The organism is Bacteroides sp. PHL 2737, from assembly GCF_004115325.2.
Taxonomy (GTDB): domain Bacteria; phylum Bacteroidota; class Bacteroidia; order Bacteroidales; family Bacteroidaceae; genus Bacteroides; species Bacteroides hominis.
Genome location: NZ_CP040630.1, coordinates 3,113,548 through 3,139,820 on the forward strand (window position 1 = coordinate 3,113,548; position 26,273 = coordinate 3,139,820).

At 34.6% G+C, this 26,273-nt stretch carries 29 protein-coding genes and 2 pseudogenes; 27 read left to right on the plus strand and 4 right to left on the minus strand.

Features of this window, described 5'->3' with window-relative positions; genetic code table 11:
- Window positions 1-4: 4 nt before the first annotated feature.
- A complete protein-coding gene (gene gmd / locus DBK98_RS12595) occupies window positions 5-1,078 on the minus strand; it encodes a GDP-mannose 4,6-dehydratase (protein ID WP_032536261.1) in 1,074 nt (357 codons plus the stop codon).
- Window positions 1,079-1,291: 213 nt separating this feature from the next.
- Between gmd and DBK98_RS12600 the strand changes: the two genes are divergently transcribed.
- The gene (locus tag DBK98_RS12600) at window positions 1,292-2,563 is read left to right on the plus strand and encodes an ATP-binding protein (protein WP_032536260.1); all 1,272 of its coding nucleotides are present in this window, start codon (window positions 1,292-1,294) and stop codon (window positions 2,561-2,563) included.
- Window positions 2,564-2,861: 298 nt separating this feature from the next.
- Here the strand turns inward: DBK98_RS12600 and DBK98_RS12605 are convergent, their stop codons facing one another.
- The 3 genes from DBK98_RS12605 to DBK98_RS12615 form a co-directional block, all read right to left on the minus strand.
- A complete protein-coding gene (locus tag DBK98_RS12605) occupies window positions 2,862-3,665 on the minus strand; it encodes a DUF4373 domain-containing protein (RefSeq protein WP_032536259.1) in 804 nt (267 codons plus the stop codon).
- A gap of 49 nt (window positions 3,666-3,714) precedes the next feature.
- Window positions 3,715-4,062: an SH3 beta-barrel fold-containing protein gene (locus DBK98_RS12610; RefSeq protein ID WP_032536258.1), complete on the minus strand. Its 348-nt coding sequence runs from the start codon at window positions 4,060-4,062 to the stop codon at window positions 3,715-3,717.
- Between the two features lie 140 nt (window positions 4,063-4,202).
- Window positions 4,203-4,541: a hypothetical protein gene (locus DBK98_RS12615; RefSeq protein WP_032536257.1), complete on the minus strand. Its 339-nt coding sequence runs from the start codon at window positions 4,539-4,541 to the stop codon at window positions 4,203-4,205.
- Between the two features lie 521 nt (window positions 4,542-5,062).
- Here DBK98_RS12615 and upbY point away from each other — a divergent pair.
- The 26 genes and pseudogenes from upbY (at window position 5,063) to wecB (DBK98_RS12735) (ending at window position 26,271) form a co-directional block, all read left to right on the plus strand.
- On the plus strand, window positions 5,063-5,587 hold the full coding sequence (gene upbY / locus DBK98_RS12620; protein ID WP_005786813.1) for a capsular polysaccharide transcription antiterminator UpbY: 525 nt from the start codon (window positions 5,063-5,065) through the stop codon (window positions 5,585-5,587).
- A 3-nt stretch (window positions 5,588-5,590) separates the two neighbouring features.
- Window positions 5,591-6,073: a UpxZ family transcription anti-terminator antagonist gene (locus DBK98_RS12625; protein ID WP_032530583.1), complete on the plus strand. Its 483-nt coding sequence runs from the start codon at window positions 5,591-5,593 to the stop codon at window positions 6,071-6,073.
- Between the two features lie 30 nt (window positions 6,074-6,103).
- Window positions 6,104-6,997, plus strand: a complete 894-nt coding sequence (gene rfbA, locus DBK98_RS12630; RefSeq protein ID WP_032536256.1) for a glucose-1-phosphate thymidylyltransferase RfbA — start codon at window positions 6,104-6,106, stop codon at window positions 6,995-6,997.
- Window positions 6,987-7,391, plus strand: coding sequence for an FdtA/QdtA family cupin domain-containing protein (locus tag DBK98_RS12635; RefSeq protein WP_032536255.1), 405 nt, complete (start codon window positions 6,987-6,989; stop codon window positions 7,389-7,391). Before rfbA ends, DBK98_RS12635 begins: the two co-directional genes overlap by 11 nt.
- On the plus strand, window positions 7,388-7,813 hold the full coding sequence (locus tag DBK98_RS12640) for an FdtA/QdtA family cupin domain-containing protein (RefSeq protein WP_032536254.1): 426 nt from the start codon (window positions 7,388-7,390) through the stop codon (window positions 7,811-7,813). Before DBK98_RS12635 ends, DBK98_RS12640 begins: the two co-directional genes overlap by 4 nt.
- Window positions 7,797-8,360, plus strand: coding sequence for a hypothetical protein (locus tag DBK98_RS12645; RefSeq protein WP_033572626.1), 564 nt, complete (start codon window positions 7,797-7,799; stop codon window positions 8,358-8,360). Before DBK98_RS12640 ends, DBK98_RS12645 begins: the two co-directional genes overlap by 17 nt.
- A gap of 5 nt (window positions 8,361-8,365) precedes the next feature.
- Window positions 8,366-9,895: an amino acid adenylation domain-containing protein gene (locus DBK98_RS12650; protein WP_032536252.1), complete on the plus strand. Its 1,530-nt coding sequence runs from the start codon at window positions 8,366-8,368 to the stop codon at window positions 9,893-9,895.
- On the plus strand, window positions 9,888-10,691 hold the full coding sequence (locus DBK98_RS12655) for a GNAT family N-acetyltransferase (RefSeq protein WP_032536250.1): 804 nt from the start codon (window positions 9,888-9,890) through the stop codon (window positions 10,689-10,691). The genes DBK98_RS12650 and DBK98_RS12655 overlap by 8 nt, the downstream gene beginning before the upstream one ends.
- A gap of 7 nt (window positions 10,692-10,698) precedes the next feature.
- On the plus strand, window positions 10,699-10,929 hold the full coding sequence (locus DBK98_RS12660) for a phosphopantetheine-binding protein (RefSeq protein WP_032536249.1): 231 nt from the start codon (window positions 10,699-10,701) through the stop codon (window positions 10,927-10,929).
- Window positions 10,929-11,993: a 3-oxoacyl-ACP synthase III family protein gene (locus DBK98_RS12665; RefSeq protein ID WP_032536248.1), complete on the plus strand. Its 1,065-nt coding sequence runs from the start codon at window positions 10,929-10,931 to the stop codon at window positions 11,991-11,993. The genes DBK98_RS12660 and DBK98_RS12665 overlap by 1 nt, the downstream gene beginning before the upstream one ends.
- Window positions 11,994-11,995: 2 nt before the next feature.
- On the plus strand, window positions 11,996-12,205 hold the full coding sequence (locus DBK98_RS12670; RefSeq protein ID WP_032536247.1) for a phosphopantetheine-binding protein: 210 nt from the start codon (window positions 11,996-11,998) through the stop codon (window positions 12,203-12,205).
- On the plus strand, window positions 12,205-12,933 hold the full coding sequence (locus tag DBK98_RS12675; protein ID WP_187143812.1) for an SDR family oxidoreductase: 729 nt from the start codon (window positions 12,205-12,207) through the stop codon (window positions 12,931-12,933). Before DBK98_RS12670 ends, DBK98_RS12675 begins: the two co-directional genes overlap by 1 nt.
- Before the next feature lie 12 nt (window positions 12,934-12,945).
- On the plus strand, window positions 12,946-13,665 hold the full coding sequence (locus DBK98_RS12680) for an AAC(3) family N-acetyltransferase (protein ID WP_255504360.1): 720 nt from the start codon (window positions 12,946-12,948) through the stop codon (window positions 13,663-13,665).
- A 135-nt stretch (window positions 13,666-13,800) separates the two neighbouring features.
- Window positions 13,801-14,397 (plus strand): MBL fold metallo-hydrolase, encoded by a 597-nt coding sequence (locus tag DBK98_RS12685; RefSeq protein ID WP_255504361.1) that lies wholly within the window; start codon window positions 13,801-13,803, stop codon window positions 14,395-14,397.
- A 19-nt stretch (window positions 14,398-14,416) separates the two neighbouring features.
- A pseudogene (locus DBK98_RS12690) lies at window positions 14,417-15,518 on the plus strand (DegT/DnrJ/EryC1/StrS family aminotransferase).
- Complete coding sequence (locus DBK98_RS12695; RefSeq protein WP_255504362.1) at window positions 15,518-16,177, plus strand: glycosyltransferase family 2 protein; 660 nt, start codon at window positions 15,518-15,520, stop codon at window positions 16,175-16,177. The pseudogene DBK98_RS12690 and the gene DBK98_RS12695 overlap by 1 nt, the downstream one beginning before the upstream one ends.
- A 383-nt stretch (window positions 16,178-16,560) precedes the next feature.
- Window positions 16,561-17,475: an oligosaccharide flippase family protein gene (locus DBK98_RS23245; RefSeq protein ID WP_255504363.1), complete on the plus strand. Its 915-nt coding sequence runs from the start codon at window positions 16,561-16,563 to the stop codon at window positions 17,473-17,475.
- A complete protein-coding gene (locus DBK98_RS23250; protein WP_255504364.1) occupies window positions 17,466-17,897 on the plus strand; it encodes a hypothetical protein in 432 nt (143 codons plus the stop codon). Before DBK98_RS23245 ends, DBK98_RS23250 begins: the two co-directional genes overlap by 10 nt.
- 229 nt (window positions 17,898-18,126) lie before the next feature.
- Complete coding sequence (locus DBK98_RS23255; RefSeq protein ID WP_255504365.1) at window positions 18,127-18,672, plus strand: glycosyltransferase; 546 nt, start codon at window positions 18,127-18,129, stop codon at window positions 18,670-18,672.
- 85 nt (window positions 18,673-18,757) lie between these two features.
- Window positions 18,758-19,354, plus strand: a complete 597-nt coding sequence (locus DBK98_RS23260) for a hypothetical protein (RefSeq protein ID WP_255504366.1) — start codon at window positions 18,758-18,760, stop codon at window positions 19,352-19,354.
- 4 nt (window positions 19,355-19,358) lie between these two features.
- A pseudogene (gene wecB, locus DBK98_RS12710) lies at window positions 19,359-20,503 on the plus strand (non-hydrolyzing UDP-N-acetylglucosamine 2-epimerase).
- Between the two features lie 10 nt (window positions 20,504-20,513).
- Window positions 20,514-21,632, plus strand: a complete 1,119-nt coding sequence (locus tag DBK98_RS12715) for a hypothetical protein (RefSeq protein WP_032536241.1) — start codon at window positions 20,514-20,516, stop codon at window positions 21,630-21,632.
- A gap of 11 nt (window positions 21,633-21,643) precedes the next feature.
- Window positions 21,644-23,005 (plus strand): O-antigen polysaccharide polymerase Wzy, encoded by a 1,362-nt coding sequence (wzy, locus tag DBK98_RS12720; protein ID WP_033572629.1) that lies wholly within the window; start codon window positions 21,644-21,646, stop codon window positions 23,003-23,005.
- A gap of 11 nt (window positions 23,006-23,016) precedes the next feature.
- The gene (locus DBK98_RS12725; protein WP_032536432.1) at window positions 23,017-24,144 is read left to right on the plus strand and encodes a glycosyltransferase; all 1,128 of its coding nucleotides are present in this window, start codon (window positions 23,017-23,019) and stop codon (window positions 24,142-24,144) included.
- Window positions 24,131-25,153, plus strand: a complete 1,023-nt coding sequence (locus tag DBK98_RS12730; RefSeq protein WP_032536431.1) for a polysaccharide biosynthesis protein — start codon at window positions 24,131-24,133, stop codon at window positions 25,151-25,153. Before DBK98_RS12725 ends, DBK98_RS12730 begins: the two co-directional genes overlap by 14 nt.
- Window positions 25,141-26,271 (plus strand): non-hydrolyzing UDP-N-acetylglucosamine 2-epimerase, encoded by a 1,131-nt coding sequence (gene wecB, locus DBK98_RS12735; RefSeq protein WP_032536430.1) that lies wholly within the window; start codon window positions 25,141-25,143, stop codon window positions 26,269-26,271. The genes DBK98_RS12730 and wecB (DBK98_RS12735) overlap by 13 nt, the downstream gene beginning before the upstream one ends.
- Window positions 26,272-26,273: the final 2 nt, after the last annotated feature.

The window sequence follows — 26,273 nt, forward strand, 5'->3', positions numbered from 1 at the left end:
TCTGTCAATCATGTTTAGTCGCAATCATTCTTTTCACTTTGGCCATATCATGGCGTACCATGATTTTTACCAGTTCCGGGAATGGCGTTTTGCATGGATTCCATCCCAATACGGTTCTGGCTTTGGTCGGGTTACCGAGCAATTGCTCCACTTCGGCAGGGCGGAAATATCTCGGGTCGACTTCTACCAGTACTTTACCGGTGGCCGTGTCGATTCCTTTCTCATTGACGCCTTCGCCTTCCCAACGCAGGTTGATGCCTATTTCGGCAAATGCCAGTGTACAGAATTCGCGGACGGTATGCATTTCACCGGTAGCGATTACGAAATCTTCGGGTACGTCATGTTGCAGGATCAGCCACATACATTCTACGTAATCTTTGGCATAGCCCCAGTCACGCTTGGCATCCAGGTTACCCAAATATAATTTATCCTGTTCGCCTTGTGCGATGCGTGCTGCTGCCAGCGTGATCTTACGGGTTACGAAAGTCTCGCCACGGCGTTCACTCTCGTGATTGAATAAGATACCGTTTACGGCAAACATTCCGTAACTTTCACGATAGTTCTTGGTGATCCAGAAACCGTATTGTTTGGCTACTCCATACGGAGAACGCGGGTAGAACGGAGTCGTTTCGCTTTGCGGCACTTCCTGTACTTTTCCGTAGAGTTCGGAAGTGGAAGCCTGGTAGATGCGTGTCTGTTTTTCCAGTCCCAGGATGCGGACAGCTTCAAGCATACGCAATGTACCGAGTGCATCCGCCTCGGCGGTATATTCCGGTACATCGAACGATACTTTTACGTGGCTTTGTGCCGCCAGGTTGTATATCTCGTCGGGTTGTACTTGCTGGATGATGCGGATCAGTGAACTTGAGTCGGTCATATCTCCGTAGTGCAGGTTGACTGTACGTTTCTGTTTCATATCGCGCACCCATTCATCAAAGTACAAGTGTTCGATCCGGCCTGTATTGAAAGAAGATGAACGGCGCAGGATGCCGTGTACTTCGTAACCTTTCTGAAGAAGAAACTCGGCGAGGAATGAACCATCCTGTCCGGTAATACCTGAAATAAGAGCTTTTTTCATGTCTATTGTTTTGAGTTTATAATCTTTTTGACGATGCAATATTCGGTATTTTCATAAGAACGGGCAATCTATCTGCTGAATTATTTTCTTTTTTCAACGGAAAAAACTTATCTTTGCTGTAATTTATTAAAATAGAAATGAATATTATGATTTTTAATATTGAAATATCTATTCTATTTTATATAATGGATTTTATTTTAAATAAATTCATATATGAACGATATATTTGATGAATTGGCGTTGTCCAACTACTGGAATGGAAAACTTCCGAAAGTGGAATTTGCCCGTAAAAGTTACACAAACCGTATATTCGGGTATGTAGGTAACCGCCTTGTAAAGGTCCTGACCGGACAGAGAGGGGTAGGTAAAGGATGCCTGTTGCGGCAGATCATTTATCAGTTGATTGCCGATGGCGTTTCATCACGGAACATTCTATATATAAGTAAGAAGTTCACAGATTCGGGCGTACTTTCCGGCTATCGTGATCTGGACGACTTGCTTTTTATCTATCGTGAGAAAATCCATCCGGTAGGTAAAGTCTATATTTTTATTGAAGAAATACAAAAAGTGGAGGGCTGGGAACATTTTGTCCATTCCCATTCACAGGATTTTGTAGATACTTGCGAGCTGTTTATCAGTGGTTCCAACCAGGATATGCTTTCGGGTGAAGCCGAGAAGCTTTTGGCCAGACATTACGTCAGTTTTGAGATATTTCCCTTTAGCTTTTCCGAGCACAGGATATTGGAGAGGGTAGAGGCTACCGGCAAAAATTACGCGGAATATATGGGTAAGGGGGCACTACCCATTCTTTTCAATCTTTCGGATGCGGAGGCCGGATGGAAAGCCATTTCCGCTCTTCGCGATACGATTCTGTTTCGTGACATCATCCGTCGGTATCGGATTAAGGATGCCCGCCTGCTCGAAGATGTGTTCGTCTATTTGTGCACCCATCTCGCTGAGTTGATTACCATCGGTCAGCTGGTCAGTCACTTTGCTTCCCAGAACCGGAAGACGAGTTATGATACGGTTGCCAATTATATCTGCTATCTGGAAGATACCTCTCTGATTCATCGCGTGGAACGTTATCAGATCCGCAGCAAAGAGATCCTTCTGGGTAGCTGCAAATACTATATTAACGATTGGGCGTTCATGCGCCATCTTTATCCTTTTTTTGCCGGTTCCCGAAAATCCTGCTTTGAGAACCAGGTTTATCTGGAACTGCGGCGTGCCGGATATACCGTTTTTGTAGGTGTGCTTCGTGGGGGTAAACTGGTCGATTTTGTTGGCAGGAAGAAAGACCGCATTGTGTATTTGCAATGTGCACCTCTGCTCAATGATGATTTTCAAGTGGAGCAAATGTACAATACGCTGGAGATGATACAAGACAATTATGAAAAGTGGGTCGTTTCTATGGACGATACCACATTGCCCTCCAAAGAAGGGATTCGTCACATACAAGTCTGGCAACTGTCTGAAATACTATAGTCTGACAATCTTTTTTGATAGCTTTGATGTCCGGATGATGCCGTTTACGAAGTTAACATCTTGTCGTTTACGAAGTTAATATCATAACATTATGAAGTTAAAATCGTATCTCTGGGAAGTTAACTTCCTGAAGTCACGATTTTAACTTCGTATTAGTGCTTTTTGAATCGCTTTTCAACCCCTTGAGAATCAGTGCTCGTTTCCGGAGGAAAACAGCTGCATTCTTTAATTGATTGCAAGCAAACAGCATTTTCCGGAATATAAAAACATACTGTTTGTCAGAAAAATTCTTCTTCTTTTAGGTTCCGCTTCTTTTCTTTGCCCGGTTCAACGCTGCGATCATGTATTTTCCTTTTGCTCCGATGTTACTCCAGTTCGTGCTGCAAATCAGTTTCCATACAGGGGTTCCTTTTCTCCCGTAATCCGACAGTCGCAGGATTGCTTCGATCTCTTTTTCGTCTGTTATTCCGAATCGTTCCAGGTTTCCCATTAATCCCACGTAGTTGTGTGTCATCGTATTAAATGCGTATCCGGGCATACTGACCGGCGTAGCATTGACTTCCTCTTCCTTCCCCCTTGGGGGAGCTGAGGGGGGAAATTCTTTGCTTTGCTTTACTTTACTTTGTTCGGTATTGCATGCATTTTTTGCATCAGAGCCTGCATCCTGCTCTACATTTTGCGTGCAGACGGTCTTTTCTTCATTACATGTCTCTTTCGGTTTTATCAGTAGATAAGGCATGGCTGTCCAGTTCCTCTTTCTTCGCTTGGTTGCCTCTATCCATACTTTTTGTATTGCTTCAGAGGTCAGTACTTTATGTTCCGCATAGCTTCCCCTGTCTATCATTCCTTTCTCGATCATTATCTCGATAATCCCCTGCACCTCTTCTGCGTCTGCCTCTTTTCCCGTCTTGTTGGCGAAAATAAGGCATTGTTCCTCACCCCACGGAATATAATATCCTTCTTTATATATTTTGCATAGGAGTTTCAGTACAATCGCGAGTCCTTTCATGCCATATTTTGCTTCTATTACCTCCATTGCGTTCTCTTCCATAAAATTTACAGCTATTGGAAAGTAATTTATTCCATCGTATGTTGTTGCCATAATTGTTAAGTTGTTATGTTGCTGATTAATTGGTCACTGAAAGATTCTCCTATACGATCGCTCTCCATTCCATGAAATTCTCTATTTTGAAGGTCATCCACCTTTGTTGCTCCACATCCCGGTAGACCACTGTGTTTTTTATTTCCATCGGGTCATACTGCTTTCCGAAATCTTTTTCGTATCCCACCAATGTTCCTTTCACCAGTTTGAATGTTCCGTCCTGTTTCATATAAGCTACGGCTGCATGTCCATATTGCATATATTCTATGAGGGCTTCCAGTCGTTCTGCCATCCATTCGGAGCACTGTTCTGTGTAGTCCTTTTCGAGCATGATTTGTCTTTTCCATTTTCCTTTCATCATTTCGTTTTTCGATACTGATTTCCTGTTCTTTTTCATAATTGATTTTTTTAAGTTTATTAATGAGTTATTGTCGGGCTTTTATTTTTACCCGTGGCAAAGTACGGTAATAAGTTTTGAATAGACTAATCCTGTAAAAGTACTTTAGAAAGGGACTTTTACAGGATTTTAACAATCGGTTATTTGCTTTCATTTCGCTTTTTCCGGAATGCTCTGGCATATTTTTTCAGCTCTGATAGAAAAGAACGTTTATTGGGCTCTGTAGCAATGCCTTTGCGCTGATATTCAAAGGTGAGATATTCTTTTATTGTTTCCTGTAGTTCTTCAATGGGTCTGTTTTCCATGTCGTTGATTCCGCCTTTGATAAAGCTTTCGGTAAGTGCCTCCATTAGCTTTCCTTTGCCTTTTGTGATGCGTAGTGGTTCTCTAACCTTTTGATTGAGGCTGAATTGCAAGTCGGCTTTACCCGCAAAGATTACTTTTCCATTTACTTCGATGGTTACTAAGTTATCATTCAATGAGATAACTACTTTTTTTCTTCCATAATGTTAGTTATTAAATGAATTTATGAAAGGACAAAGTTTGTATAAAAAAATATAAATATAAAAGAATACCGGAGTTTTTTTAGCTTAAAGGGAGAATCTTGAAGTGTAAGGATCTTGTTATTAGTTGTTTATCTTAAGATATAGGTGTTGTTTCAAAAAACGTTCGTTTGATTGAACAAAGGTAAGGAGTCTGTTTTAATGTACAAAATATTTAGTGGATAAAATTTTATCAAAGATTTTATGTTATTGATTTTCAAATACATATAGAGAAGAAAAAGTTTTCTGCTCAGCTACTTTACAATATTCATTTTTTCATCGAAAAAAAATTCAAAAATGCTGTTTCAAAAGACGAACGTTTTTTGAAACACATTCGTTCGTTCTCAACTTCTAAAAATGTTTCGTAAAATTTGACGGTTTGAAAGAGAAAAGATGTCTCGTTCAAACCGCGAAGCGCACCCGAAACAAAGGAAATTTTCCCCAAGTATAAATTGTAAATGTCTGAACAACAGAAGTATTGGTTTGCCGCCCGTACCCGAGATAAGCAAGAGTTTGCTATTCGTGACTCTCTTGAAAAATTGAAGACTGAACTTGATCTCAATTACTATCTTCCCACTCAATTTGTCATCCGGCAGTTGAAGTATCGTCGAAAACGGGTGGAAGTCCCTGTTATTAAGAATCTTATCTTCATCCAAGCTACCAAGCAAGATGCTTGTGATATTTCTAATAAATACAATATCCAGCTTTTTTATATGAAAGACCTGCTTACCAGGGCTATGCTGATAGTTCCTGATAAACAGATGCAGGACTTCATATTTGTCATGGATTTAGATCCGAATGGCGTTAGTTTCGATAATGACCATTTATCTGTCGGTAGCAGGGTTCAGGTAGTTAAAGGTGATTTCTGTGGTGTCGAGGGCGAACTTGCCAGCGAGGCCAACAAAACTTATGTTGTTATTCGTATTGCCGGTGTATTGAGCGCCAGCGTCAAAGTTCCTAAAAGTTATTTACGTGTCATTTAAGTTATGAATACACTCACTTCTCAAATTGAACAATTACAGAGTCTCGCGCACGAGTTACTCTATTTAGGTGTGGATGGTGCTCCTATTTATACCGATCATTTCCGTCAGTTGAACAAAGAAGTTTTAGAACAATCCGATGCGTTGTATCCTCAGCGTGGTGCTACTCCCGAAGAGGAAGCAAACATCTGTCTGGCATTATTGATGGGTTACAATGCAACCATCTATAATCAGGGTGACAAGGAGGAGAAAAAGCAAGTTGTTCTCAATCGTTGTTGGGATGTGCTTGAGCAACTTCCTGCTACTTTATTGAAATGCCAATTGTTGACTTATTGTTATGGTGAGGTATTTGAAGAGGAGTTGGCGAAAGAGGCGCATACTATCATAGAAAGTTGGAAAGATAAAGAACTTTCTGAAGATAAAAAAGAGGCAATCAATAATTTGAGAACTTTGGAAGAGAATCCATATCCTTATAGTGAAATGGAATAGAATAATTCTATTTTTTTATTTATTTGACTTATGAAAGGCATTGTTTTAGCTGGGGGATCTGGTACACGTTTATATCCTATTACTAAAGGAGTAAGCAAACAACTTCTTCCAATTTTCGATAAACCCATGATTTATTATCCCATCTCTGTACTTATGTTAGCTGGGATACGAGAAATACTAATTATTTCTACTCCTCATGACTTACCGGGTTTTCAACGTTTACTGGGTGATGGTTCTGATTTTGGAGTACATTTTGAGTATGCAGAGCAGCCTTCTCCTGATGGTTTAGCACAAGCATTTATTATTGGAGAGAAGTTTATTGGCAGTGATTCTGTTTGTTTAGTTTTAGGAGATAATATTTTTTATGGGCAAGGTTTTACTCCTAAATTACAAGAGGCAGTTGATGCGGCTGAGCGAGCAGAGAAAGCCACTGTTTTTGGCTATTGGGTGAATGATCCCAAACGTTACGGAGTAGTGGATTTTGATAAAGAAGGCAAGGCGGTTAGTATTGAAGAGAAACCTACTGTCCCTAAATCTCATTATGCAGTCGTGGGATTATACTTTTATCCAAATAGTGTGGTAGATATAGCTAAGAATATAAGTCCTTCTTCTCGAGGAGAATTAGAAATCACAACAGTTAATCAAATGTATTTGAATAGGGGAGGCCTACAGGTTCAATTACTGGGGCGTGGTTTTGCCTGGTTGGATACAGGTACACATGATTCATTGTCGGAAGCAAGCACATTTGTTGAGGTAATAGAGAAACGCCAGGGATTGAAAATAGCCTGTTTAGAGGGTATTGCTCTGAGGCAAGGTTGGATTTCTACAGAGGAAATGAAAATAATGGCACAACCTATGATAAAGAATCAGTACGGGCAGTATTTGCTTAAAGTAATAGAAGAACTTTCTAAAAATGAAAACTGAATCAGCTCAAATCGTAGAGCTTCCTAAAATCTTGGATAAACGAGGTAATTTATCCATTATTGAGGAATTCAAGAACATCCCTTTCAAAATAGAACGGACTTACTGGATTTATGATGTTCCAGGAGGAGAGTCACGTGGGGGACATGCATATAGAGAAAATGAAGAATTTATTGTGGCTTTATCCGGGAGCTTTGATGTGGTTTTGGATGATGGTAGTAATAGAAAAGTTTTTTCTTTAAATCGTTCCTATTATGGGCTTTATGTACCTAAAGGATTATGGCGTGAAATGAATAACTTTTCTACGAATTCATTGGCTTTGGTTCTTTCATCTACTTCATATAATCCTCAAGATTATATATATGATTATAAAGAGTTTGTTAATTCGAAACAATGAAAAATTACACTGTTTATGACTGTTCTGTAATAGAACTCCCTAAAATAGAGAGTCGCTTAGGAAATATAACTCCTGTTCATGGGAATTTAAATATCCCTTTTATTATAAAAAGAGTGTTTTATTCTTATGATATTCCCGGAGGTGAGGCACGTGGCGCTCATGCTCATAAGGAATGCCATCAATTTCTGATAGCGGCTAGTGGAGCATTCGAGGTCGTACTGGATGATGGGATTAATAAACGTACCATATTGTTAAATCGTCCTTTTTACGGATTACATATTCCTCCGGGTATTTGGGCTTCTGAACAGGGATTCTCTTCAGGTTCTGTCTGTTTAGTATTAGCTTCCCACGTTTATGATGAAAATGATTATATAAGAGTTTATGAAATGTTTAAGAAGTGTAAAAATGATTCTGCCTTTTGATTTTCAGATGGATAAGTACGGTGTACATGTGCGTCTTGTTAAAGAGAGTGATGCTCAGTTTATAGTTAGTTTACGTACAAATCCTCAATTAAATAAATATATTCATTTTACGTCAGATGATGTAATTGCACAAGTTAATTGGATAAAAAGTTATAAAGAGAGAGAAAAGAAAGGTATTGAATATTATTTTGTTTATAGTTTTCGTGGTGTTGATTATGGGGTTTCTCGCTTATATAATATTACAGAAAAAGATTTCACATCAGGTAGTTGGGTCTTTTTACCTACGTCTCCAGTGGGACTCTCTGTACTATCTAGTATAATCGTAAAAGAAATTGCTTATGATATTTTAGGACTAGAAAGTGATTATGCTGATATAAGAAAGAATAATAAATCTGTAATCAAATTCAATATGTCGTTTCAACCAGAAATTATAAAAGAGGATGAAGAAAATATTTATTTAAGATTTGATAAAACTCTTTTTAATAATAATAAAATGAGACATGTTGAGGTTTGTACAAATCTTCTTGGAGTGGAATATAATAAATAAATGATATGAAGATCAATTTAATCGAATATTTTGAGGAAACAGTGGATAAATGTCCTCAGAAGATAGCTGTAATAGATAAAGAAAGGAATATTTCTTTTATAGAGTTATCTAAAAGATCGAAACTTTTAGCTGCTAATATATTGTTAAGAAGAGATGTGGTTAAACAGCCTGTAGCTGTTTATCTTAATAAGAGCATCGAAAGTGTATGTGCAGATTTGGCTATTATTTACTCAGGGAATTTTTATATGAATCTAGATGTGAAAACTCCATCTGAACGTATAAAAAATATAATAGATTTGATTTCTCCTGTAACTATTATCACTAACAATCAATATTTAAAGAATATTGCTAATATTCTCCCTGATTCTGTGCAGGTAGTGAATTTGGATGAAATGGATTGGGGATTATCTGTTGATGAAGTTATACTTGAAGCTAATTTGCGAAAGCTTATTGATACCGATCCTCTATGCATTATAAATACATCTGGTTCTACTGGTACTCCCAAGGGGGTAGTGCTAAATCATAAAAGTTTTATTGATTTTACAGAATGGGCATTAGGTGTATTTAATTTCTTAGAAAATGAAATAATTGGGTCCTTATCACCGTTAGTTTTTGATATATATAGTTTTGAACTTTGTCTATTGATGGCAAAGGGAAATACTATTGTGGTAATTCCAGAACAGCTGTCCGCTTTTCCCGCTTCTATATTACAAATATTGAAAAAACATAAAGTTACATTCCTTTTTTGGGTACCTACCATTATGGTTAATATTGCTAATATGGATTTGCTGTCAACGATAAAATTACCGGATTTGAAGACAGTTTGGTTTGCAGGAGAGGTATTCCCGACCAAACAATTTAATTATTGGAAGAAGCAGTTACCTAATGTCCTGTTTGCTAATTTATATGGGCCAATTGAAATAACTTTAGACTGTACATATTATATTGTAGACCGAGATATAAAAGATGAAGAACCTATTCCTATTGGTTTTCCTTGTCGGAATACAGATGTGTTAATACTCAACGAAAGTAATAAACTTGTCACAGAGGTTGATGAAGAAGGTGAGTTATGCGTTAGGGGAACTTCTCTAGCGATGGGATATTATAATAATCCGGAAAAAACGGCTATTGCTTTTGTACAAAATCCATTGAATTGTGCTTATCCTGAAATTATTTATCGTACAGGGGATATTGTATATATCAATGCTTTAGGAGAAATTGTTTTTAAAGGTAGAAAAGACAGTTTAGTAAAACACATGGGATATCGTACAGAACTGGGGGAGATAGAGCATATTATCATAAATAAGTTGAAACTTGTGAAGAATGGATGTATAGTTTATAATTTTGCCCATAAAGAAATTACTCTTTTTTATGAATCAGAGAAAGATATTTCACCAGCAGAATTTAGAACTAAAATAGGGAAAGAGTTACCTAAATACATGTTACCTACTGCTTTCTATCGATTGGATGAATTACAGCGTAACACAAATGGTAAAATTGATAGACTATTCTATAATAAGAAGATTAATGGATAATCTACAATCGATTAATGAAATTCAAACCCTGATTCAGCAAATAAGGGATAAAAAGAAGGGTTTTGTTACAAACTTCTTTCTTGATAATTTGAAGCATTCGTTTTGGATAAGACATAATAGTTTTTTTTATGAATGTTTTGGAGATTGTTTTTTATTGATTAAACGGAACGAGTCTTATTCCTATCTTTTTTTTATCTCAACAGATATTTACTCTGTTATGGAATCCGTTTCCATATTTCTTAAAAAGGAACCTGGGACTTATGTTGTTGATTTAGTAGGAAATGAATTTATATTACCACTTAAAAATAAATTTATACTTGCGGGATTTGAAGAGTACGAAGTACTTTATCGAATGAATAGGATTGGATATCCAAATGTTTCATTCCCTATATCTGAAAACATAAAACAAGGAGAACTGAATAATATTAAGGAGGTTAAGGAGTTACTTAACTTTTATTTTGATCCATTATCAGAGCAAATACCTTCAGAAGAGGAATTAATACATTTTGTGGCAAATAAAGGAATGCTACTTTATAAGAAGGATGATTCTATATGTGGTTTTATTATTTATGAACTTATTGGAGCCACTCTCTATTTGAGATATTGGTTTGTTGTGCCGGAATTTCGTGAGATGGGAGTTGGCGCCATGTTGTTTAATGCTTTTATGCATGAAGGAATTCTATCGAAGCGGCAGATGCTTTGGGTGATCTCAAGAAATGAAAATGCGATAAAACGTTATTTGCATTATGGGTTTATTCCAGAAAAACTATATGATTATGTTTTAATTAAAAAATGACATATATATGAAAGAAAAGATTATAGCAATTCTAAATGGTTTAAGACCAGAATTTGATTTTAGTGAGTCGGTTAATTTTATTGAAGAAGGGATGCTTGACTCATTTGATGTAATTAATTTAGTGAATGAGTTGGATTCTACCTTTGGTATTTCTATTGATGGTATTGATGTGTTACCGGAAAATTTTTCTTCTTTAGAAAATATTATGGAACTTCTAAAAAAGAATGGAGTGGTATAATGAAGTTGTTATTTCATAATAAACGAATATCGGGCATATTGACAGTTTTACCCGAGAAAGAGGTTCTGTTTGAAGATGAAATGGATAATTATAATTTCTCTCATGCAAAATCTCTAAAATTGAAATTGGCTATGGGATATAATAAGCACCGTATTGTGGAAAAAGGTGTTTGTGTATCTGATTTGTGTTGTTATGGATTAGACTATTTGATTACTAATAAAAGAATAGAAAAGGAGGAGATAGACGCTTTAGTTCTTGTAACGCAATCTCCTGATCATTTTATGCCACCTACAAGTAATATTATCCAAGGAAAACTGGGGTTAAAGAAGGATATGATTTGTTTGGATATTAATCAAGGTTGTGCTGGATTTATTATAGGTTTAATTCAGTCTTTTATGTTGCTTGATCAGCCGGAGGTAAATAAAGTCATTTTGCTGAATGCTGATGTATTAAGTCAAAAAGTGTCTAAAAGGGATCGTAATAGTAATCCTTTGATAGGGGATGGTGCCTCTATTACTATTGTAGAGCGTTCTTATTATGAATCTCTAATATATGGCAGACTACAGATGGATGGTAGCAGGGCCGATGCATTAATAATTCCAGCAGGAGGTTTTCGTGAACCATCATCAACTGAGACAGCGGTTATGAAAGAAGATATTAGTGGAAATTTTCGCTCCAAAGATAATCTTGTTATGAAAGGAGACGAAGTTTTTAACTTTGTCCAATTAGAAGTTCCTCCTATGATAAAAGCTTTGTTGAATGATGCTTCCATTGATAAAGATTTGGTCGATTATTATATGTTTCATCAACCGAATCGATTTATGCTGCATAAATTGGCGGATAAAATAGGAGTCTCTCATAAAAAACTTCCTAGTAATGTGGTTGAAAATTTTGGCAATGCAAGTGGAGTATCCATACCTACTAATATTACTTTTAATTTAGGAGAGAAATTATTAAATGAAGAGTTAAATCTTTGCTTTGCCGGTTTTGGTGTGGGATTGACATGGGGGAGCTTATTAATGAAAGTTGGAAATTTATCTTTTTGTGAACAAATAAATTATTGATTATGGAAAATTTAAAAAAAGAATTGGCGGGTTTGTTAGAAGTTGAGAAAGTTAATGATAGTGATGTTTTGAGTACCTTTGATTGTTGGGATTCGTTGACAATACTTTCTATTATTGCAATGGTTTCCGAACAATATAATAAACATTTAACAGCGGAAATTGTCAGAGAGGCTCATACAATAGGGAATCTGTGTGCTTTAATTTTGGGCTAATGGAATATACGTTGATTACTGGAGCCTCTTCGGGTATAGGAGAGGCCTTGGCTATTTCTTTATCTAAAAAATCTAATTTATTACTGGTTGGACGTAATTCTGAGAAATTAGAGAAGGTGCGATTAAAATGTTATAATTCGGATAATCATAAACTATTTATATGTGATTTATCCAGTGAGAGAGCCTGTCTGTTCCAACAGTTGACTGCATTGCTTATTCGTGAAAATATAACAATCCAAAATATGATTTATTCAGCTGGTATAACAAAAATACTTCCGATAAAGAATATATCAGTCATGAATATTGATGAAATTTTTACTGTTAATTTATTTTCGGCCATAGAGATTCTGAAGACGCTTTTGAAAAAGACAATAAAAAAAAGTTTGAAGAATGTCATTTTTATTTCTAGCCTTTGGAGTATTCGTGGTGAAGTAGGCAATAGCATTTATGCTGCATCAAAAGGCGCTTTGAATGCATTAACTTTTTCTTTGGCTAAAGAATTGGCACCTACAATTAGAGTGAATTCTATCTTGCCAGGAGCAGTGAAAACCCCTATGACTGAAATGTTATTAGATAGTGAAATAGGGCAGAGACAATTGAGAGATTACCCTTTAGGCTTTGGGGAATGTTCGGATATAACAGATTATGTTGAATTTCTCTTATCAGAGAAAGCTAGATGGATTACAGGACAACTTATTAAAATTGATGGCGGGCGTTCCGTGTTATAAAATATATATAAAATGAAAAGAGTAGATTTGTTTAGAGATACTACAGGATATTGGGTTAGTAATATTGATTTGTATGAATCTTTATTGGAGATCGGAGCAAACAAATGTGAGGTTTTATATGTACATAGTGCATTGACATTTGGATTTCCTAATCCTAATTTAAAGAGATCGGAGCTACTATTGGAAATTTATACTGTTTTACTTCACTTAAATGTGCCTACATTGTGTATGCCTACTTTTACATTTAGCTATTGTAATGGCTTGACTTTTGATCCTCTCTTGTCTAAAAGTAAAATGGGTGTTCTTAATGAGTTCTTTAGAAAACAAGAACACGTTGTTCGTTCTAATGACCCATTAATGTCTATTGCTTTATTGGGAGAGGATAAAGATATTGCTCTAGGTATATCAACGCATTCTATAGGGGATAATTCAACATTTGACAAGCTGAGGCATAGAGATAATGTGAAATTCTTATTTTTAGGGACAAAAATAGGTGATTGCTTTACTTATATGCATTATTTGGAATGGCTGTATGGTGTTGATTATAGATATGACAGAAAGTTTTTAGGTACTAGTATTGTGGGAGGACGTATGGAGAAGAATGAATATGATTTATTTGTTCGTTATGCAACAGTGAGTCCCAATAGCAATTTTATATATATGAAGAAGATATGTATCGTAATTCGATTGCACTCAAAAACAATTAGGGGACAGTTCGATATCGATTGTTGAAGAAAAAGTTGCGGCAGATGCATATCATGAATGTTTACTTTATAATCCTTTTTATTTTGTTGATTGTGAAAATAATATATTAAAAAAAAAGATAAGACATTTGAATTGACTAAAGAGATGGTCGCATTGTAATCTATGAAGCTGGAAGTAATACGCTTGGCTAATTATCCGGTTACCTCTAATTGTTTTATTGTTTGGTTACCTAATGAAAATAATAATTGTATAATAATAGATCCTGGCTCATTGGATAGTGTTGAAATTGATTCTATTATTAAACAATATCAATTGACACTTGATCTGATTTTTATAACTCATGAACATTTTGATCATATTTGGTGTGTTGACCAATTGAGGGATAAGTACCATTGTGCTTTAGTTGCTAGTGATAAAGCATCAGAATATATAACAAACCCAAAGAAAAATCTGTCTTTATTTTATGATGGAAAAGGTTTTCAAGTGGGAAGCGCTGATATTGTAATCAGTGAAAACACATCATTACTTTGGTGTACTTATGATATAATGCTCTATAAAACTCCCGGACATTCAGAAGGTGGAATGTGTATTTCCATTGATGATTTTATATTTGTTGGTGATTTATTATTGAAAGGATTATCTCCTTGTGTAAAGTTACCTGGTGGAAATCGTACTTTATGGTATAATAGTGTTAAGTGCTTGATTAACGAATGTTTAACAGAGAATTGCTTGATTAAGTGTGACATGGAGAAGATATGAATCTTCAAAATATAATATTATGATTAAATTCTTAGACTTACAAAAAATAACTCAAAAGTATTCACAAGAGATACATGAGGCTGTAGATAGAGTTGTTGATTCAGGTTGGTATCTACAAGGAAATGAAAATGAAAAAATTTGAGGCTAATTATTCAAAAATATATTGGAACTAAATATACGGTGGGCTGCGCTAATGGTTTGGATGCTTTGATTTGGATTTTTCGAGCTTACATAGAGATGGGAGTGATGGAAGTAGGTGATGAAGTGATTGTACCTGCAAATACTTATATTGCCTCTATTTTAGCAATTTCAGAGAATGGCTTGAAACCTGTTTTAGTAGAGCCGTCTATTGATACTTATCAAATAGATGATAGTAAAATAGAGCCTGCAATAACTGCTAAAACTAAAGCGATACTGATAGTCCATTTATACGGACAATGTGCTTATACACAAAAAATAGCGGATATATGTAGGAAATATAATTTAAAGTTAGTAGAAGATAATGCCCAAGCGCACGGATGCATTTATAATGGTAAAAGAACAGGTTCTTTAGGTGATGCTGCTGGACATAGTTTTTATCCTGGTAAGAATCTTGGAGCATTTGGTGATGCTGGTGCCGTTACTACAAATGATGAAGAATTGGCGGATGTGGTACGTGCTATAGCCAATTATGGTTCAACTAAGAAGTATGTTTTTAAATATATGGGTCGTAATAGTCGCTTAGATGAAATACAAGCGGTTGTTTTGAATGTTAAATTGAAGTATTTGGATGAGGATGTATCCATTCGGAAAATGGTAGCCAAGTATTACATTGAAAATATCACAAATTCTAAGATAATTACTCCGTTAGTGAATGATTGAGCAGTCATGCCTTTCATATATTCCCAATTCGTTGTGAAAAACGTGACGAACTACAGAAATATTTAATGGATAATGGGGTACAGACTATTATTCATTATCCTATTCCACCTCATAAACAGGAATGTTATAAAGAATGGAATGACTTAAGTTTTCCAATTACAGAACGGATCCATGCGGAAGAGTTGAGTTTACCGATGAGTTCAGTGATAACAGAAGAAAAAAAAAAAAAAATAATTGAGCTGTTAAATAATTTTGAGTAATGAATGAGAGTTTGAAGTTTTCGGTGTTGATTCCATATTATAACGAGGGAGAAAAAGTAATACCGACAATACAGTCATTACAAGCCCAATCATATGCTAATTGGGAACTTGTGTGTGTCAATGATGGATCCACTGATAATACATTGGATATTTTGACATCTTTGGCTATTAGCGATCCTAGAATTCGGATTGTAACAAAGGAAAATGAAGGGCTACCAGCAAAAGCAATTAATTATGGAATCCGCTATTTATCAGGAGATTATTATTTTTATTCATCAAAAGATGATTCTTTTGATAAAGATTTTTTTAAAACGGCTAATGATGTTTTGCAGTTGCGAAAATATGATGCCCTAGTGCCTAATCTCTATATGCACTATGAGGACCATGATTGGTTATTTTTCAATGCAAGAAAAATGTTAGGACAGGAGCTAACAGGTGAAAGAGCAGCTGAATTATGTGCTTATAATTGTAAGGTATCACCTAATGCATTTTATAAAGTGTCTATTGTTAAATCTATCGGATGTTTTACTTTTTCATATAATTCAGACGAGTATACGGGATTAGTATATCTGAAAAGCTGTGAGAATGTGGGATTCTGTTGCTCTTCTTTTTTTATAACCAGTGTGATCCAAATGCTTATACAAAGAAAGTTAGTTTAAAAGAATTGACTCAATTTGAAACCAATATACGTATTTTAGAACTATTTAAAAGATTCCATAGACGAAGAATTAAAATTGTTTTTAAAAATAAAAAAATCTTTTATTTTGGACATCTTTTATGATGAAATGTGTAAAAGATAAGAATCTGTTACAAGATAGAAAAAAAAAGAGGCAAAAATTAAAAGAAATATATTGGAAATATAGAATTCTATATTAGAATTTGAATCTAATGAGGTTAAGTATCTTATATTAAAGATGTTTGCTCGTAGTTATTATATGTTTTTTTTCTTTGATAAAAATATATGTTTTGCTAAAGAAGAAGTAGGTTTTATATGTGTTAAATGACTTATATTAGATTAAATCGGATTTTTAGGGTTTAGAGAATGAAAGATAATAAAGATGAATCAGGGTATCGCACAATATTAAAAGGTACAGCTATTTTTGGTGGTGTACAAGTCTTCAATATTGTGATTAATTTGATTCGAGGGAAATTGGTTGCTCTTTTTCTTGGACCTGAAGGAATGGGGATTTTTTTTTTTTTGACCTCTTCCTCTAATACTATTCAACAATTTAGTAGTTTAGGGTTAAATCTGTCAATAGTGAGAGAAGTATCTCAAGCTAGTGGAAATAAAGAGAGCAATTATCTATCCAGATTAATTGTAATAGTTCGACGTCTTCTATATTGCAGTGCTACAATTGGTGCTATAATAACAGTTATTTTTTCTTCGGAATTGAGTAAATGGGCTTTTGGTAATATTGAATATCGTTGGCATTTTATATGTTTATCTATTGTGGTATTTTTTACTACGCTTTCTAATGGAGAATTATCTATATTACAGGGGGTTAAATTTTTAAAGCGAATAGCCTTTGCTTCTATTGTAGGAGCATTTGTAGGACTTTTTATTGGTGTTCCACTTTACTATTTCTATAGATATGATGGTATTGTACCATCAATGATTATTCTCTCAATTGTTGTCTTTGTGTTTTATCGTTACCATTCAAGTAAAATATCTGTGTCTACAGTTGTAGTTTCTTGGTTTGGAATGCTTCCTTTAGTACGCAAGATGGTTTCTCTTGGAATGGTTATGATGATAGCGACTCTGTTGGGTACATTATCTAATTACTTATTGAATGCATATATTAGTAACTATGGATCAATAGAAGATGTTGGTCTATATCAGGCGGCAAATTCAATTACAAACCAATATGTCGGTTTAGTTTTTACAGCTATGAGTCTAGATTTTTTCCCTCGTTTATCAGCTATCTGTTCTGATAATAATAAGGTTAGATGTTGGTGAATCAACAATCTGAGGTTGTACTTCTTATAGTAGCACCTTTGGTTTTACTGTTAATTGTCACTTCACCTTTAGTTATACGTTTATTGCTTACAAAGAGTTTTATATCATTAATACCTGTTATACGTTGGTTTAGTCTAGGATTATTTTTTAAGGCTATTGCATTTCCAATGAGTTATATTTCTTTCTCAAAAGGAGATAGAAAAACTTTTTTTTGGTTAGAAGGAGTAGCTAGCATCTATGTTTTAGGTCTAAATGTCATGTTTTATCATTTTTGGGGAGTTGAAGGTATTGCTATCTCTTTTTCTGTTTGTTGTCTTTTTTTTCATGTTTTCTATATTCTATTGTTACTCGAAAATTGTATAATTTCTATCATGATTCAACTTTTTGAGACTTGTTGTAATAGTATCATTATTTATATTTAGTACTTTTTGTTTAGTTATGTGAGTAATAGTATGATATCTTATTTGGGAATGGTATTACTTCTAATCGTTTGTACCTTATTTTGTTTACGTAAACTTAGTATAAAAACTGGATTTTTTTTCGAAAGAAAGTTTAATCGCTAGCTTTAGATGGGGTAGCTAATTAGATTAATTATGATAGTTAATGTGTGTTTGTGAAATTTGATATTGTAATTTAAGGATTTGTTATAAAATGAAAATAGCTTTTGTGACTCCACAATTTGTAGTAGGCGGCGCTGAGATTTATATTCTTCGAAAATCTAAATGGTTGATAGAGCATGGACATAAAGTAATTGTAATTTCATGCGGTGGAGATTTTGTTGAAATGTTACCCGTAGAAGTAAAGCATTTTATTGTGAATACTTTTGCTCAAATGCCATATAGTTATAGCCCATTGGTTTTAAAGAAAGCGTTAAATCAGCTTTCCAAAATACTTGTAGATAATAAAGTTGATGTAATTGAAGCACATAATACGACCCCTGTTTTGTTTATTGCCATGTCATATAAGTATCATCGTATCCCTTATATATTAAATGTGTTGTTGGAAACTTCATATAATGGCAATTTACAATTATGTTACTTGACTAAGTACCTAGCAATCAGAAGACTATTTTATACGTTGACAGCAAATATGCACTCATACATCGAATATAAGTGTAAGACTTCTCTCTGTACTTATATTCTTCCAATTCCAATTCCAATACCTGTACCTCATATTAATAATTCTTTTTATAAATAATAATTATCTGTTGACGGTAGGACGTTTGGCTGAAGATAAAATGTACTTGAAGTCTGTAATAAAATCATTCGGTAATTACTTACAAATGAAAAAGGATGGATTAATTAAATATTTGTATGTTGTAGGAGATGGCATTTTAAGGCAAGAGATTGAATGTTTAGTTAAGAGTGTAAATGACGAAGTAGGTTATAATGCTGTGGTAATGAAAGGAACTGTTGTTGGTACTGATTTAGATGTATTATATCAGAATTGTGTTGCTTTTATTGGAGTTGGCACAGCTCTTCTAACGGCGGCTTCTTATCGAAAAGCTATTATAATTGCCAGTGGGTTTGATGGGATGATGGAGTATGCATGGGGATTTTGGGGATTGCAGCCTTCGTTGGACAGAAATGCAATAGGAGGGGACTGGAGGTATAAATCATATAGATTAACTTTTGAAGATGCTATTTTGCAGGTATCTTGTGATGATATTTTTAGAGTAGAAGCAGAAAATAAGGCTTTTGAATTATTTAGATACGTATATGATATGGATAGAGTGATGAAAAATTGGGAAGTGGAATATGATAGAATAAATAAAAAAAAATATGATAAATCTTTGGGATATAAGGGGAAGGGGTTATATGTGATAAATGCATGTCTTTATCCACTATATTGTGTAAGAAAGATTGTAAAAAGTATATAATGATATGAAAAAAGTTATGCTTGTTTTGGAACTCGTCCAGAAGCTATAAAAATGGCTCCATTAGTGAGAGAATTAAAAAGAAAATCGCATTCTGTAAAAGTGATTGTGTGCGTTACGGGACAGCATCGTGAAATGCTGGATCAAGTTCTTCATTTATTTGATATAATTCCGGACTATGATTTAAATATTATGAAAAGTGGACAGGATTTATATGACGTTACTACAAAAGTCCTGCTTGGGATGCGTGGTGTTTTATTAAATACTCATCCGGATATTGTTTTAGTTCATGGTGATACAACGACCTCAGTTGCTGCAGCATTAGCGGCTTTTTACCAACAAATTCCAGTTGGACATGTAGAGGCTGGATTGCGTACATATGATATATATAGTCCATGGCCTGAGGAATTGAATCGTCAGATCACTAGTCGTATTGCAACATTTCATTTTGCTCCAACGCAGATTAGTAAGAAAAATTTGTTAATGGAAGGGGTGGATGAAAAAGATATTATCGTAACGGGTAATACTGTGATTGATGCTTTATATATGATAATTGATAAGATTAAGAGCAATAAAAATCTTGAAATAGAACTGTGTACGAAAATGAAAACTGTAGGATACGATGTAAATCGTTTGAAAGAGGGGAGAAAAATGATTTTAATAACGGGGCACAGAAGAGAAAATTTTGGAGATGGTTTTGTCTCTATTTGTAAAGCAATAGAAGTATTAGCAAAACAAAACCCGGAAATAGATTTAGTTTATCCGATGCACTTAAATCCCAATGTTCGTAAGCCAATTCATGATATTTTTGATAACGAAGAGTTGTCGAATATTTTCTTTATAGAACCTTTGGAATATTTATCCTTTGTATATTTAATGGAACAGGCATATTTAGTTCTTACTGATAGTGGGGGAATACAAGAAGAGGCGCCAGGACTAGGCAAGCCTGTATTAGTAATGCGTGATACAACAGAGCGACCTGAAGCTTTGGAGGCAGGTACTGTAAGATTAGTGGGAACTGACTATGATAAGATCATCTCAGAAACAACTCAATTGTTGAATAATAGTCAATATTATAATGCGATGAGTAAAGCTGTTAATCCTTATGGAGATGGGTTCGCATGTAATAGAATTATTGAAAGTTTGATGTAAAAGTTTTCATATGGAAGAGATGAATGTAATAATAGTACATAAGAATTCCATCAATGTGGAACCTCCGACTCAGATGGTACTTCAAACTTTAAGTGATTTGGGCGTATCTGTAAAGCTAATAACCTTATCTATAGATAAATATTGGGAGTTGGAATTACATAAAAGGAATATCGAATATTTTAGCCTTAATATAAATAGATATTTAAGAGGTGGAAAGGTTAGCCTCATAAGTCGACTAAAAATTTGGTTGAAATATAGAATGTTTGTATTAAGGATATTAAAACAACTAGATACAAATTTTATTATATGGTTTGTAAATGCGGATAGTATTGCTCCTCTGTTATGTAGTAATATATTTAATCGCTATAAGTTTATTTTCCATATTTTAGAAACTTATGAAAATTCTATATTTTATAAATATGTAATAGATAAATATGCAAAATACGTTTATAATATGGTTGTTTGTGAGGAACATCGTGCTGCCATATTTAACATGTGGTTTAATTTAAATAAATATCCAATTATCCTTCCTAATAAACCTTATAGATTGTTAGAGAAAGAAGCCGCAATTGAATTTGTAAAAGAGAAATCTTTTCCATTATATGATGCTATACAGAATAACAGAAAAATAATCTTGTATCAAGGAGTCGTTTCATATGATAGAAATTTGTTACCTGCAATAAAGGCTGTGAAAGAATTAGGAAATGAATTTGTATTTGTTATTATGGGACGTGATTACGGACCATTAAATGACTATATTCAAAGTTGTCCAGAAATTATTTATGTACCCCAAATTTCTTCACCCCAGCATCTATATATAACATCTTTAGCGTATATAGGTATTTTGATCTATAATCCAATTTCACTTAATCAAATATTTTGTGCTCCTAATAAAATATTTGAATATTCTGGTTATCGAGTACCAATGATAGGTAATAATATTCCAGGTTTATCTATTCCTTTTGAAAAATTTATGGCTGGTGAAGTATTTGATATGCAGTCGACCAATTCAATTAAGAATAAAATATTAAAAATAAAAAATAGTATGGAATATTATAAGATGGGAGCAGAGAGGTTATATACCTCTGTAGATACAACTTCTATAATATACAATACGTTGTCAATTTAATTTTTTCTTCGATGCATTTTACTTATGCAGGTATAATTTCACTTTGTGTGTTATTTTTAATAATCGTACATGTTAAAGGGAAAATACAAACACTTGTGACTCTTCCGTTAGCAATGATTTGTGTTAATTTTTATAATTTTTATGGACGATATGAAAGTGTGGAATTTTCTTTACGATCTGAAATGCTACTATTATTTTCATTTTTGATATTTTTAATTTCTTATTCTATTGGAACTAGGCTCGTTATAAAAAAAAGTGTATCATTTATTAATGATATTATTCATAAGGAAAATAGTAATGGAGATTTGTTGTGTAAAAGAAGCGTTTTTTCCTTTTTTATATTTATTGTTTTTCTTTATGCATGTTTTGATTTATGGTTGAACACATGGCTGTATGGCTCTTTTGAGGCTGCAATGACGCGTTTTTATGTGCGTCAGACTATTGATGAGGCACCTTCTTTTCTTGTTAATATGCAAGTATTTATTATGACTACTATAATATCTTTAATATTTGTTTTTCGTTTATTTCAAAATATTTATCATAAAAAGACAGCCCTAATTTATATACCAATTGCTATTTTGATCTTAATTTCTTTCCCAAAGGGATCTCGTGGAGCAACTGTATCTCCTATTTTGTTTTTAATATTAGCTGATTTATTTTATGTGAAATTTTATAGTGTAAAGCAACTCGCTTTTTATTCAAAAAGGATGTTTGAATATTGCTCACTTATTATTGTTTCTTGTTTCTTGTTTTTTATTCTTACTTTTATTAGAGGGATCGAATTAGATGATATTGCTGATTTATATGAACATTTAAGCTCTTTTGAATTATCTCAGGGAACGGAAGAGTATGGAGAATCTGAAAAAGATTTGATGTTAAGCGACTTGCAGTTTACATTCGATAATTATGGTAGTAAGATTTCATTTCTTCCCGTAACTTATACATTAGGAACAGTACTTTGTAATCCAATTCCACGTGCTATTTTTCCTAAAAAGCCAATAGGGTTTGGCACTGTGTTAACAGAGGCAAAATATGGAAATAATGATTATTCTGTTGAAAATCTTGTAAAATGGAGGACTTCGTTTGCTGTTGGAGTTGCTGGTGAAGGATGGGCTAACGGTGGATTATTGGGATTATTTTTGTACTCTGTTTTAATGGGAGTTTACAGCGGATATTTTTCTAAATTATATTTTAGATTTATATTATCTCAAAATTATTTATCAGTAATTATTGCATTACTCTTTTTTCAATGTTCTGGTAAATTTATTCGAGGTGATTTATTGTCTGGTATTACTCAAGGTATATATCCTATTATCCTTTTTATAATTATAGTTCAATTGGTATACCGAAAAAAGAAGATAGTTCATAATTAATTTATATATAAATGAAGTTAATAATAAATGCGTCTTTGAATTATGTCGGAGGGGGGTTACAGGTTGCTCTTTCTTTTATTCAAGAATGTGCTTTGATACCCGAGAACACTTATTACGTATTTATGAGTGAAAATGTATCTTCTCAAATTGATGTAACAAGCTATCCGACTAATTTCGTTTTTTATAATATTCCAAATTTGAGATTTTACCAATTTCATACTTATTTATCTCAGATTGAAAGGGAAATTGTTCCAGATGTTGTGTTTTCTATTTTTGGTCCTGTGTATTGGAAATCTAGAGCTCCACATATTATGGGATTTGCATTGGGACATTATTTATATAGTGATTCACCATTTTGGGGAATGGTACCTTGGAAAGATAAACTGTTTTGGCTTATAAAAAAAAATATCCATTTTTTTTTCTTAAAACGAGATGCTGATGCGTTTATTACTGAAACAGAAGATGCTACTATTCGACTTGCTAAGTTACTCCATAAGCCTTGCTTTACAGTTTCAAATACTTATAGCCGTAATTTTCATTCCTTTAAGAAAGATGCTTTGCTTAACGATAAAATATTGCCCAATTTGGAGATGGATGAATATAGATTACTATCCGTAAGTAGTGCATATCCCCATAAAAATCTAAATATAATATTGCCAGTAATAGATGTCTTGCATCAAAAAGGATTTTTCAATTTTAAATTTGTGTTGACTATTTCTCAAAAAGAATATTTGAGATTAATTCCTGAGATATATCGTTTAGTTGTGGTTAATGTTGGACCTATTCCTTCCCAGTTGGTTCCTCAATTGTATTCAGAATGTCATGCAACATTTGTACCTTCACTATTGGAGTGCTTTACAGCGAACTTTCCTGAGGCGATGATAATGCGCAAACCAATATTAGCTTCTGATCTAAGCTTCTCACATTCTATTTGTGGAGACTCAGCCTTATATTTCGATCCTCTTGATCCTATAGATATAGCAAACTCTATTATTAAATTATATAGGAACCCATCTTTACAAGAAAAATTGGTAAATAATGGGGTTGAAAGAGTTAACTTATTTAAGACAGCAGCTGAAAGAGCTGAGATGTATTTAAAAATTTGTTCAAAATATATTAATAAAAATGTCCATTTTTAAAGACAAGACCCTTTTAATTACCGGTGGAACAGGTTCTTTCGGTAATGCCGTATTGAAAAGATTTTTGGATTCCGATATCAAAGAGATCCGTATCTTTTCCCGTGATGAAAAGAAGCAAGACGATATGCGCCATCACCTTCAAAATAAGAAGGTGAAATTCTACATTGGTGATGTGCGTGATAAACGTTCTGTGGATGGAGTGATGAATGGGGTGGACTATATTTTCCATGCCGCTGCACTGAAACAGGTTCCCTCTTGTGAGTTTTTCCCTGTTCAAGCTGTCCGGACAAACGTATTAGGTACTGAGAATGTGCTTGATTCAGCCATTGAGCATGGAGTCAAGAATGTAGTTGTGCTCTCGACGGATAAGGCTTGTTATCCTATCAATGCCATGGGGATCAGTAAGGCCATGATGGAAAAGGTCGCTATTGCTAAAGGACGTCAAATGGGAGAGGGTGGTCAAACTACTATCTGCTGTACCCGTTATGGCAATGTGATGGCAAGCCGCGGATCAGTGATCCCTTTGTGGGTGGAGCAAATGAAGGCCGGTAAGGATATCACAATAACCGATCCGAACATGACCCGTTTTATGATGACACTGGATGATGCGGTTGATCTGGTGATTTATGCTTTTCAGCACGGGCATAATGGCGACTTGTTTGTCCAAAAAGCACCTGCAGCTACTCTTGATACGCTAGCCCGTTCTTTAAAGGAACTTTACAAAAAGGATACCCCCGTACGTGTTATCGGTACACGCCATGGTGAGAAACTTTATGAATCATTAGTGACTCGTGAGGAAATGGCCAAGGCGGAAGATATGGGTAATTATTATCGGATACCTTGTGATGCCCGTGATCTGAATTATGATAAATATTTTGTGGAAGGCCAAGAGAAGGTCTCTAAATTCGAGGACTACCATTCACATAATACCCATCGTTTGGATGTGGACGGTATGAAACAGTTGTTATTGAAACTTGATATGATAAAGGAGGATGTATGCTTAAAGTAATGACGATTGTCGGAACTCGTCCTGAGATCATAAAGTTGAGCCGTGTGATGGCTGAGTTGGACAAATACACTGAACATATTATGGTCCATACCGGTCAGAATTTCGATTATGAACTGAATGAAATCTTTTTTCAGGAACTTCGCATCCGTAAGCCGGACTATTTTCTGGATGCTGCCGGAAAGAATGCCGCAGAGACGATAGCCAATGTAATCCGTAAATCGGATGAATTGATGGACCAAGTGAAACCGGATGCTTTATTGTTGTATGGTGATACTAATAGCTGTATTTCCGTGATTTCCGCAAAACGGCGTAAGATTCCTATTTTTCATATGGAGGCTGGTAACCGCTGTTTTGACCAGCGTGTTCCTGAAGAGATCAATCGTAAGATTGTGGATCATTTGAGTGATATCAATATGCCTCTTTCAGAGCATGCACGTAAATACTTGCTGGCTGAAGGGTTACGTCCGGAGACCGTGATCAAAACCGGATCGCCAATGACAGAGGTTTTGATCTATCATAAGGCGGAAATAGAAGAGAATGATGTTTTAGAAAAAGAGGGGTTGAAAAAAGGTGATTACTTTATTGTAAGTACGCATCGTGAGGAAAATGTGGATTCCGAGAAGAACTTTTCTGACCTGCTTTCTTCTCTGAACGCCATAGTGGACAGGTATCATAAAAAGGTGATTGTTTCCACCCACCCCCGTACCCGCAAAAAGTTGGAATCTATTGGCTTTATTAATTCCAATCCGATGATTGAGTTTATGAAACCTTTTGGCTTCATGGAGTATATTAAACTTCAACAGAATGCTTTTTGTGTTATTTCTGACAGTGGTACGATCATGGAGGAATCTTCTATTCTTCATTTTCCGGCTATAACTATCCGTCAGGCACACGAGCGACCTGAAGGTATGGATGAAGGGACGCTGATCATGACCGGATTGAATAGTGACCGTATTCTGGAGTCTATCGAAATTGTAACTTCCCAGTATGCAGAAGGTGCAGACGTAATTCACTCTATTCCTGATTATGCTTCGGATAATGTATCTAAAAAAGTAGTCCGTATCATTCTTTCCTATACAGATTATGTCAACCGTACGGTTTGGCATAAAGAAATCTAGTT

Excerpts from the sequence above, each read along its gene's own strand:
- rfbA (WP_032536256.1), top strand. The coding sequence starts at position 6,104 with ATGAAAGGCATTGTTTTAGCTGGGGGATCTGGTACACGTTTATATCCT.
- DBK98_RS12675 (WP_187143812.1), top strand. The coding sequence starts at position 12,205 with ATGGAATATACGTTGATTACTGGAGCCTCTTCGGGTATAGGAGAGGCC.
- DBK98_RS23245 (WP_255504363.1), top strand. The coding sequence starts at position 16,561 with ATGAAAGATAATAAAGATGAATCAGGGTATCGCACAATATTAAAAGGT.
- DBK98_RS12610 (WP_032536258.1), bottom strand. The coding sequence starts at position 4,062 with ATGAAAAAGAACAGGAAATCAGTATCGAAAAACGAAATGATGAAAGGA.
- DBK98_RS12685 (WP_255504361.1), top strand. The coding sequence starts at position 13,801 with ATGAAGCTGGAAGTAATACGCTTGGCTAATTATCCGGTTACCTCTAAT.
- wecB (WP_032536430.1), top strand. The coding sequence starts at position 25,141 with ATGCTTAAAGTAATGACGATTGTCGGAACTCGTCCTGAGATCATAAAG.
- DBK98_RS23250 (WP_255504364.1), top strand. The coding sequence starts at position 17,466 with ATGTTGGTGAATCAACAATCTGAGGTTGTACTTCTTATAGTAGCACCT.
- wzy (WP_033572629.1), top strand. The coding sequence starts at position 21,644 with ATGCATTTTACTTATGCAGGTATAATTTCACTTTGTGTGTTATTTTTA.
- DBK98_RS12645 (WP_033572626.1), top strand. The coding sequence starts at position 7,797 with ATGATTCTGCCTTTTGATTTTCAGATGGATAAGTACGGTGTACATGTG.
- DBK98_RS12670 (WP_032536247.1), top strand. The coding sequence starts at position 11,996 with ATGGAAAATTTAAAAAAAGAATTGGCGGGTTTGTTAGAAGTTGAGAAA.
- DBK98_RS12725 (WP_032536432.1), top strand. The coding sequence starts at position 23,017 with ATGAAGTTAATAATAAATGCGTCTTTGAATTATGTCGGAGGGGGGTTA.
- DBK98_RS12605 (WP_032536259.1), bottom strand. The coding sequence starts at position 3,665 with ATGGCAACAACATACGATGGAATAAATTACTTTCCAATAGCTGTAAAT.
- DBK98_RS23260 (WP_255504366.1), top strand. The coding sequence starts at position 18,758 with ATGAAAAAGGATGGATTAATTAAATATTTGTATGTTGTAGGAGATGGC.
- upbY (WP_005786813.1), top strand. The coding sequence starts at position 5,063 with ATGTCTGAACAACAGAAGTATTGGTTTGCCGCCCGTACCCGAGATAAG.
- DBK98_RS12625 (WP_032530583.1), top strand. The coding sequence starts at position 5,591 with ATGAATACACTCACTTCTCAAATTGAACAATTACAGAGTCTCGCGCAC.
- gmd (WP_032536261.1), bottom strand. The coding sequence starts at position 1,078 with ATGAAAAAAGCTCTTATTTCAGGTATTACCGGACAGGATGGTTCATTC.
- DBK98_RS12635 (WP_032536255.1), top strand. The coding sequence starts at position 6,987 with ATGAAAACTGAATCAGCTCAAATCGTAGAGCTTCCTAAAATCTTGGAT.
- DBK98_RS12665 (WP_032536248.1), top strand. The coding sequence starts at position 10,929 with ATGAAGTTGTTATTTCATAATAAACGAATATCGGGCATATTGACAGTT.
- DBK98_RS12660 (WP_032536249.1), top strand. The coding sequence starts at position 10,699 with ATGAAAGAAAAGATTATAGCAATTCTAAATGGTTTAAGACCAGAATTT.
- DBK98_RS12640 (WP_032536254.1), top strand. The coding sequence starts at position 7,388 with ATGAAAAATTACACTGTTTATGACTGTTCTGTAATAGAACTCCCTAAA.
- DBK98_RS12695 (WP_255504362.1), top strand. The coding sequence starts at position 15,518 with ATGAATGAGAGTTTGAAGTTTTCGGTGTTGATTCCATATTATAACGAG.
- DBK98_RS23255 (WP_255504365.1), top strand. The coding sequence starts at position 18,127 with ATGAAAATAGCTTTTGTGACTCCACAATTTGTAGTAGGCGGCGCTGAG.
- DBK98_RS12650 (WP_032536252.1), top strand. The coding sequence starts at position 8,366 with ATGAAGATCAATTTAATCGAATATTTTGAGGAAACAGTGGATAAATGT.
- DBK98_RS12680 (WP_255504360.1), top strand. The coding sequence starts at position 12,946 with ATGAAAAGAGTAGATTTGTTTAGAGATACTACAGGATATTGGGTTAGT.
- DBK98_RS12600 (WP_032536260.1), top strand. The coding sequence starts at position 1,292 with ATGAACGATATATTTGATGAATTGGCGTTGTCCAACTACTGGAATGGA.
- DBK98_RS12655 (WP_032536250.1), top strand. The coding sequence starts at position 9,888 with ATGGATAATCTACAATCGATTAATGAAATTCAAACCCTGATTCAGCAA.
- DBK98_RS12730 (WP_032536431.1), top strand. The coding sequence starts at position 24,131 with ATGTCCATTTTTAAAGACAAGACCCTTTTAATTACCGGTGGAACAGGT.
- DBK98_RS12715 (WP_032536241.1), top strand. The coding sequence starts at position 20,514 with ATGGAAGAGATGAATGTAATAATAGTACATAAGAATTCCATCAATGTG.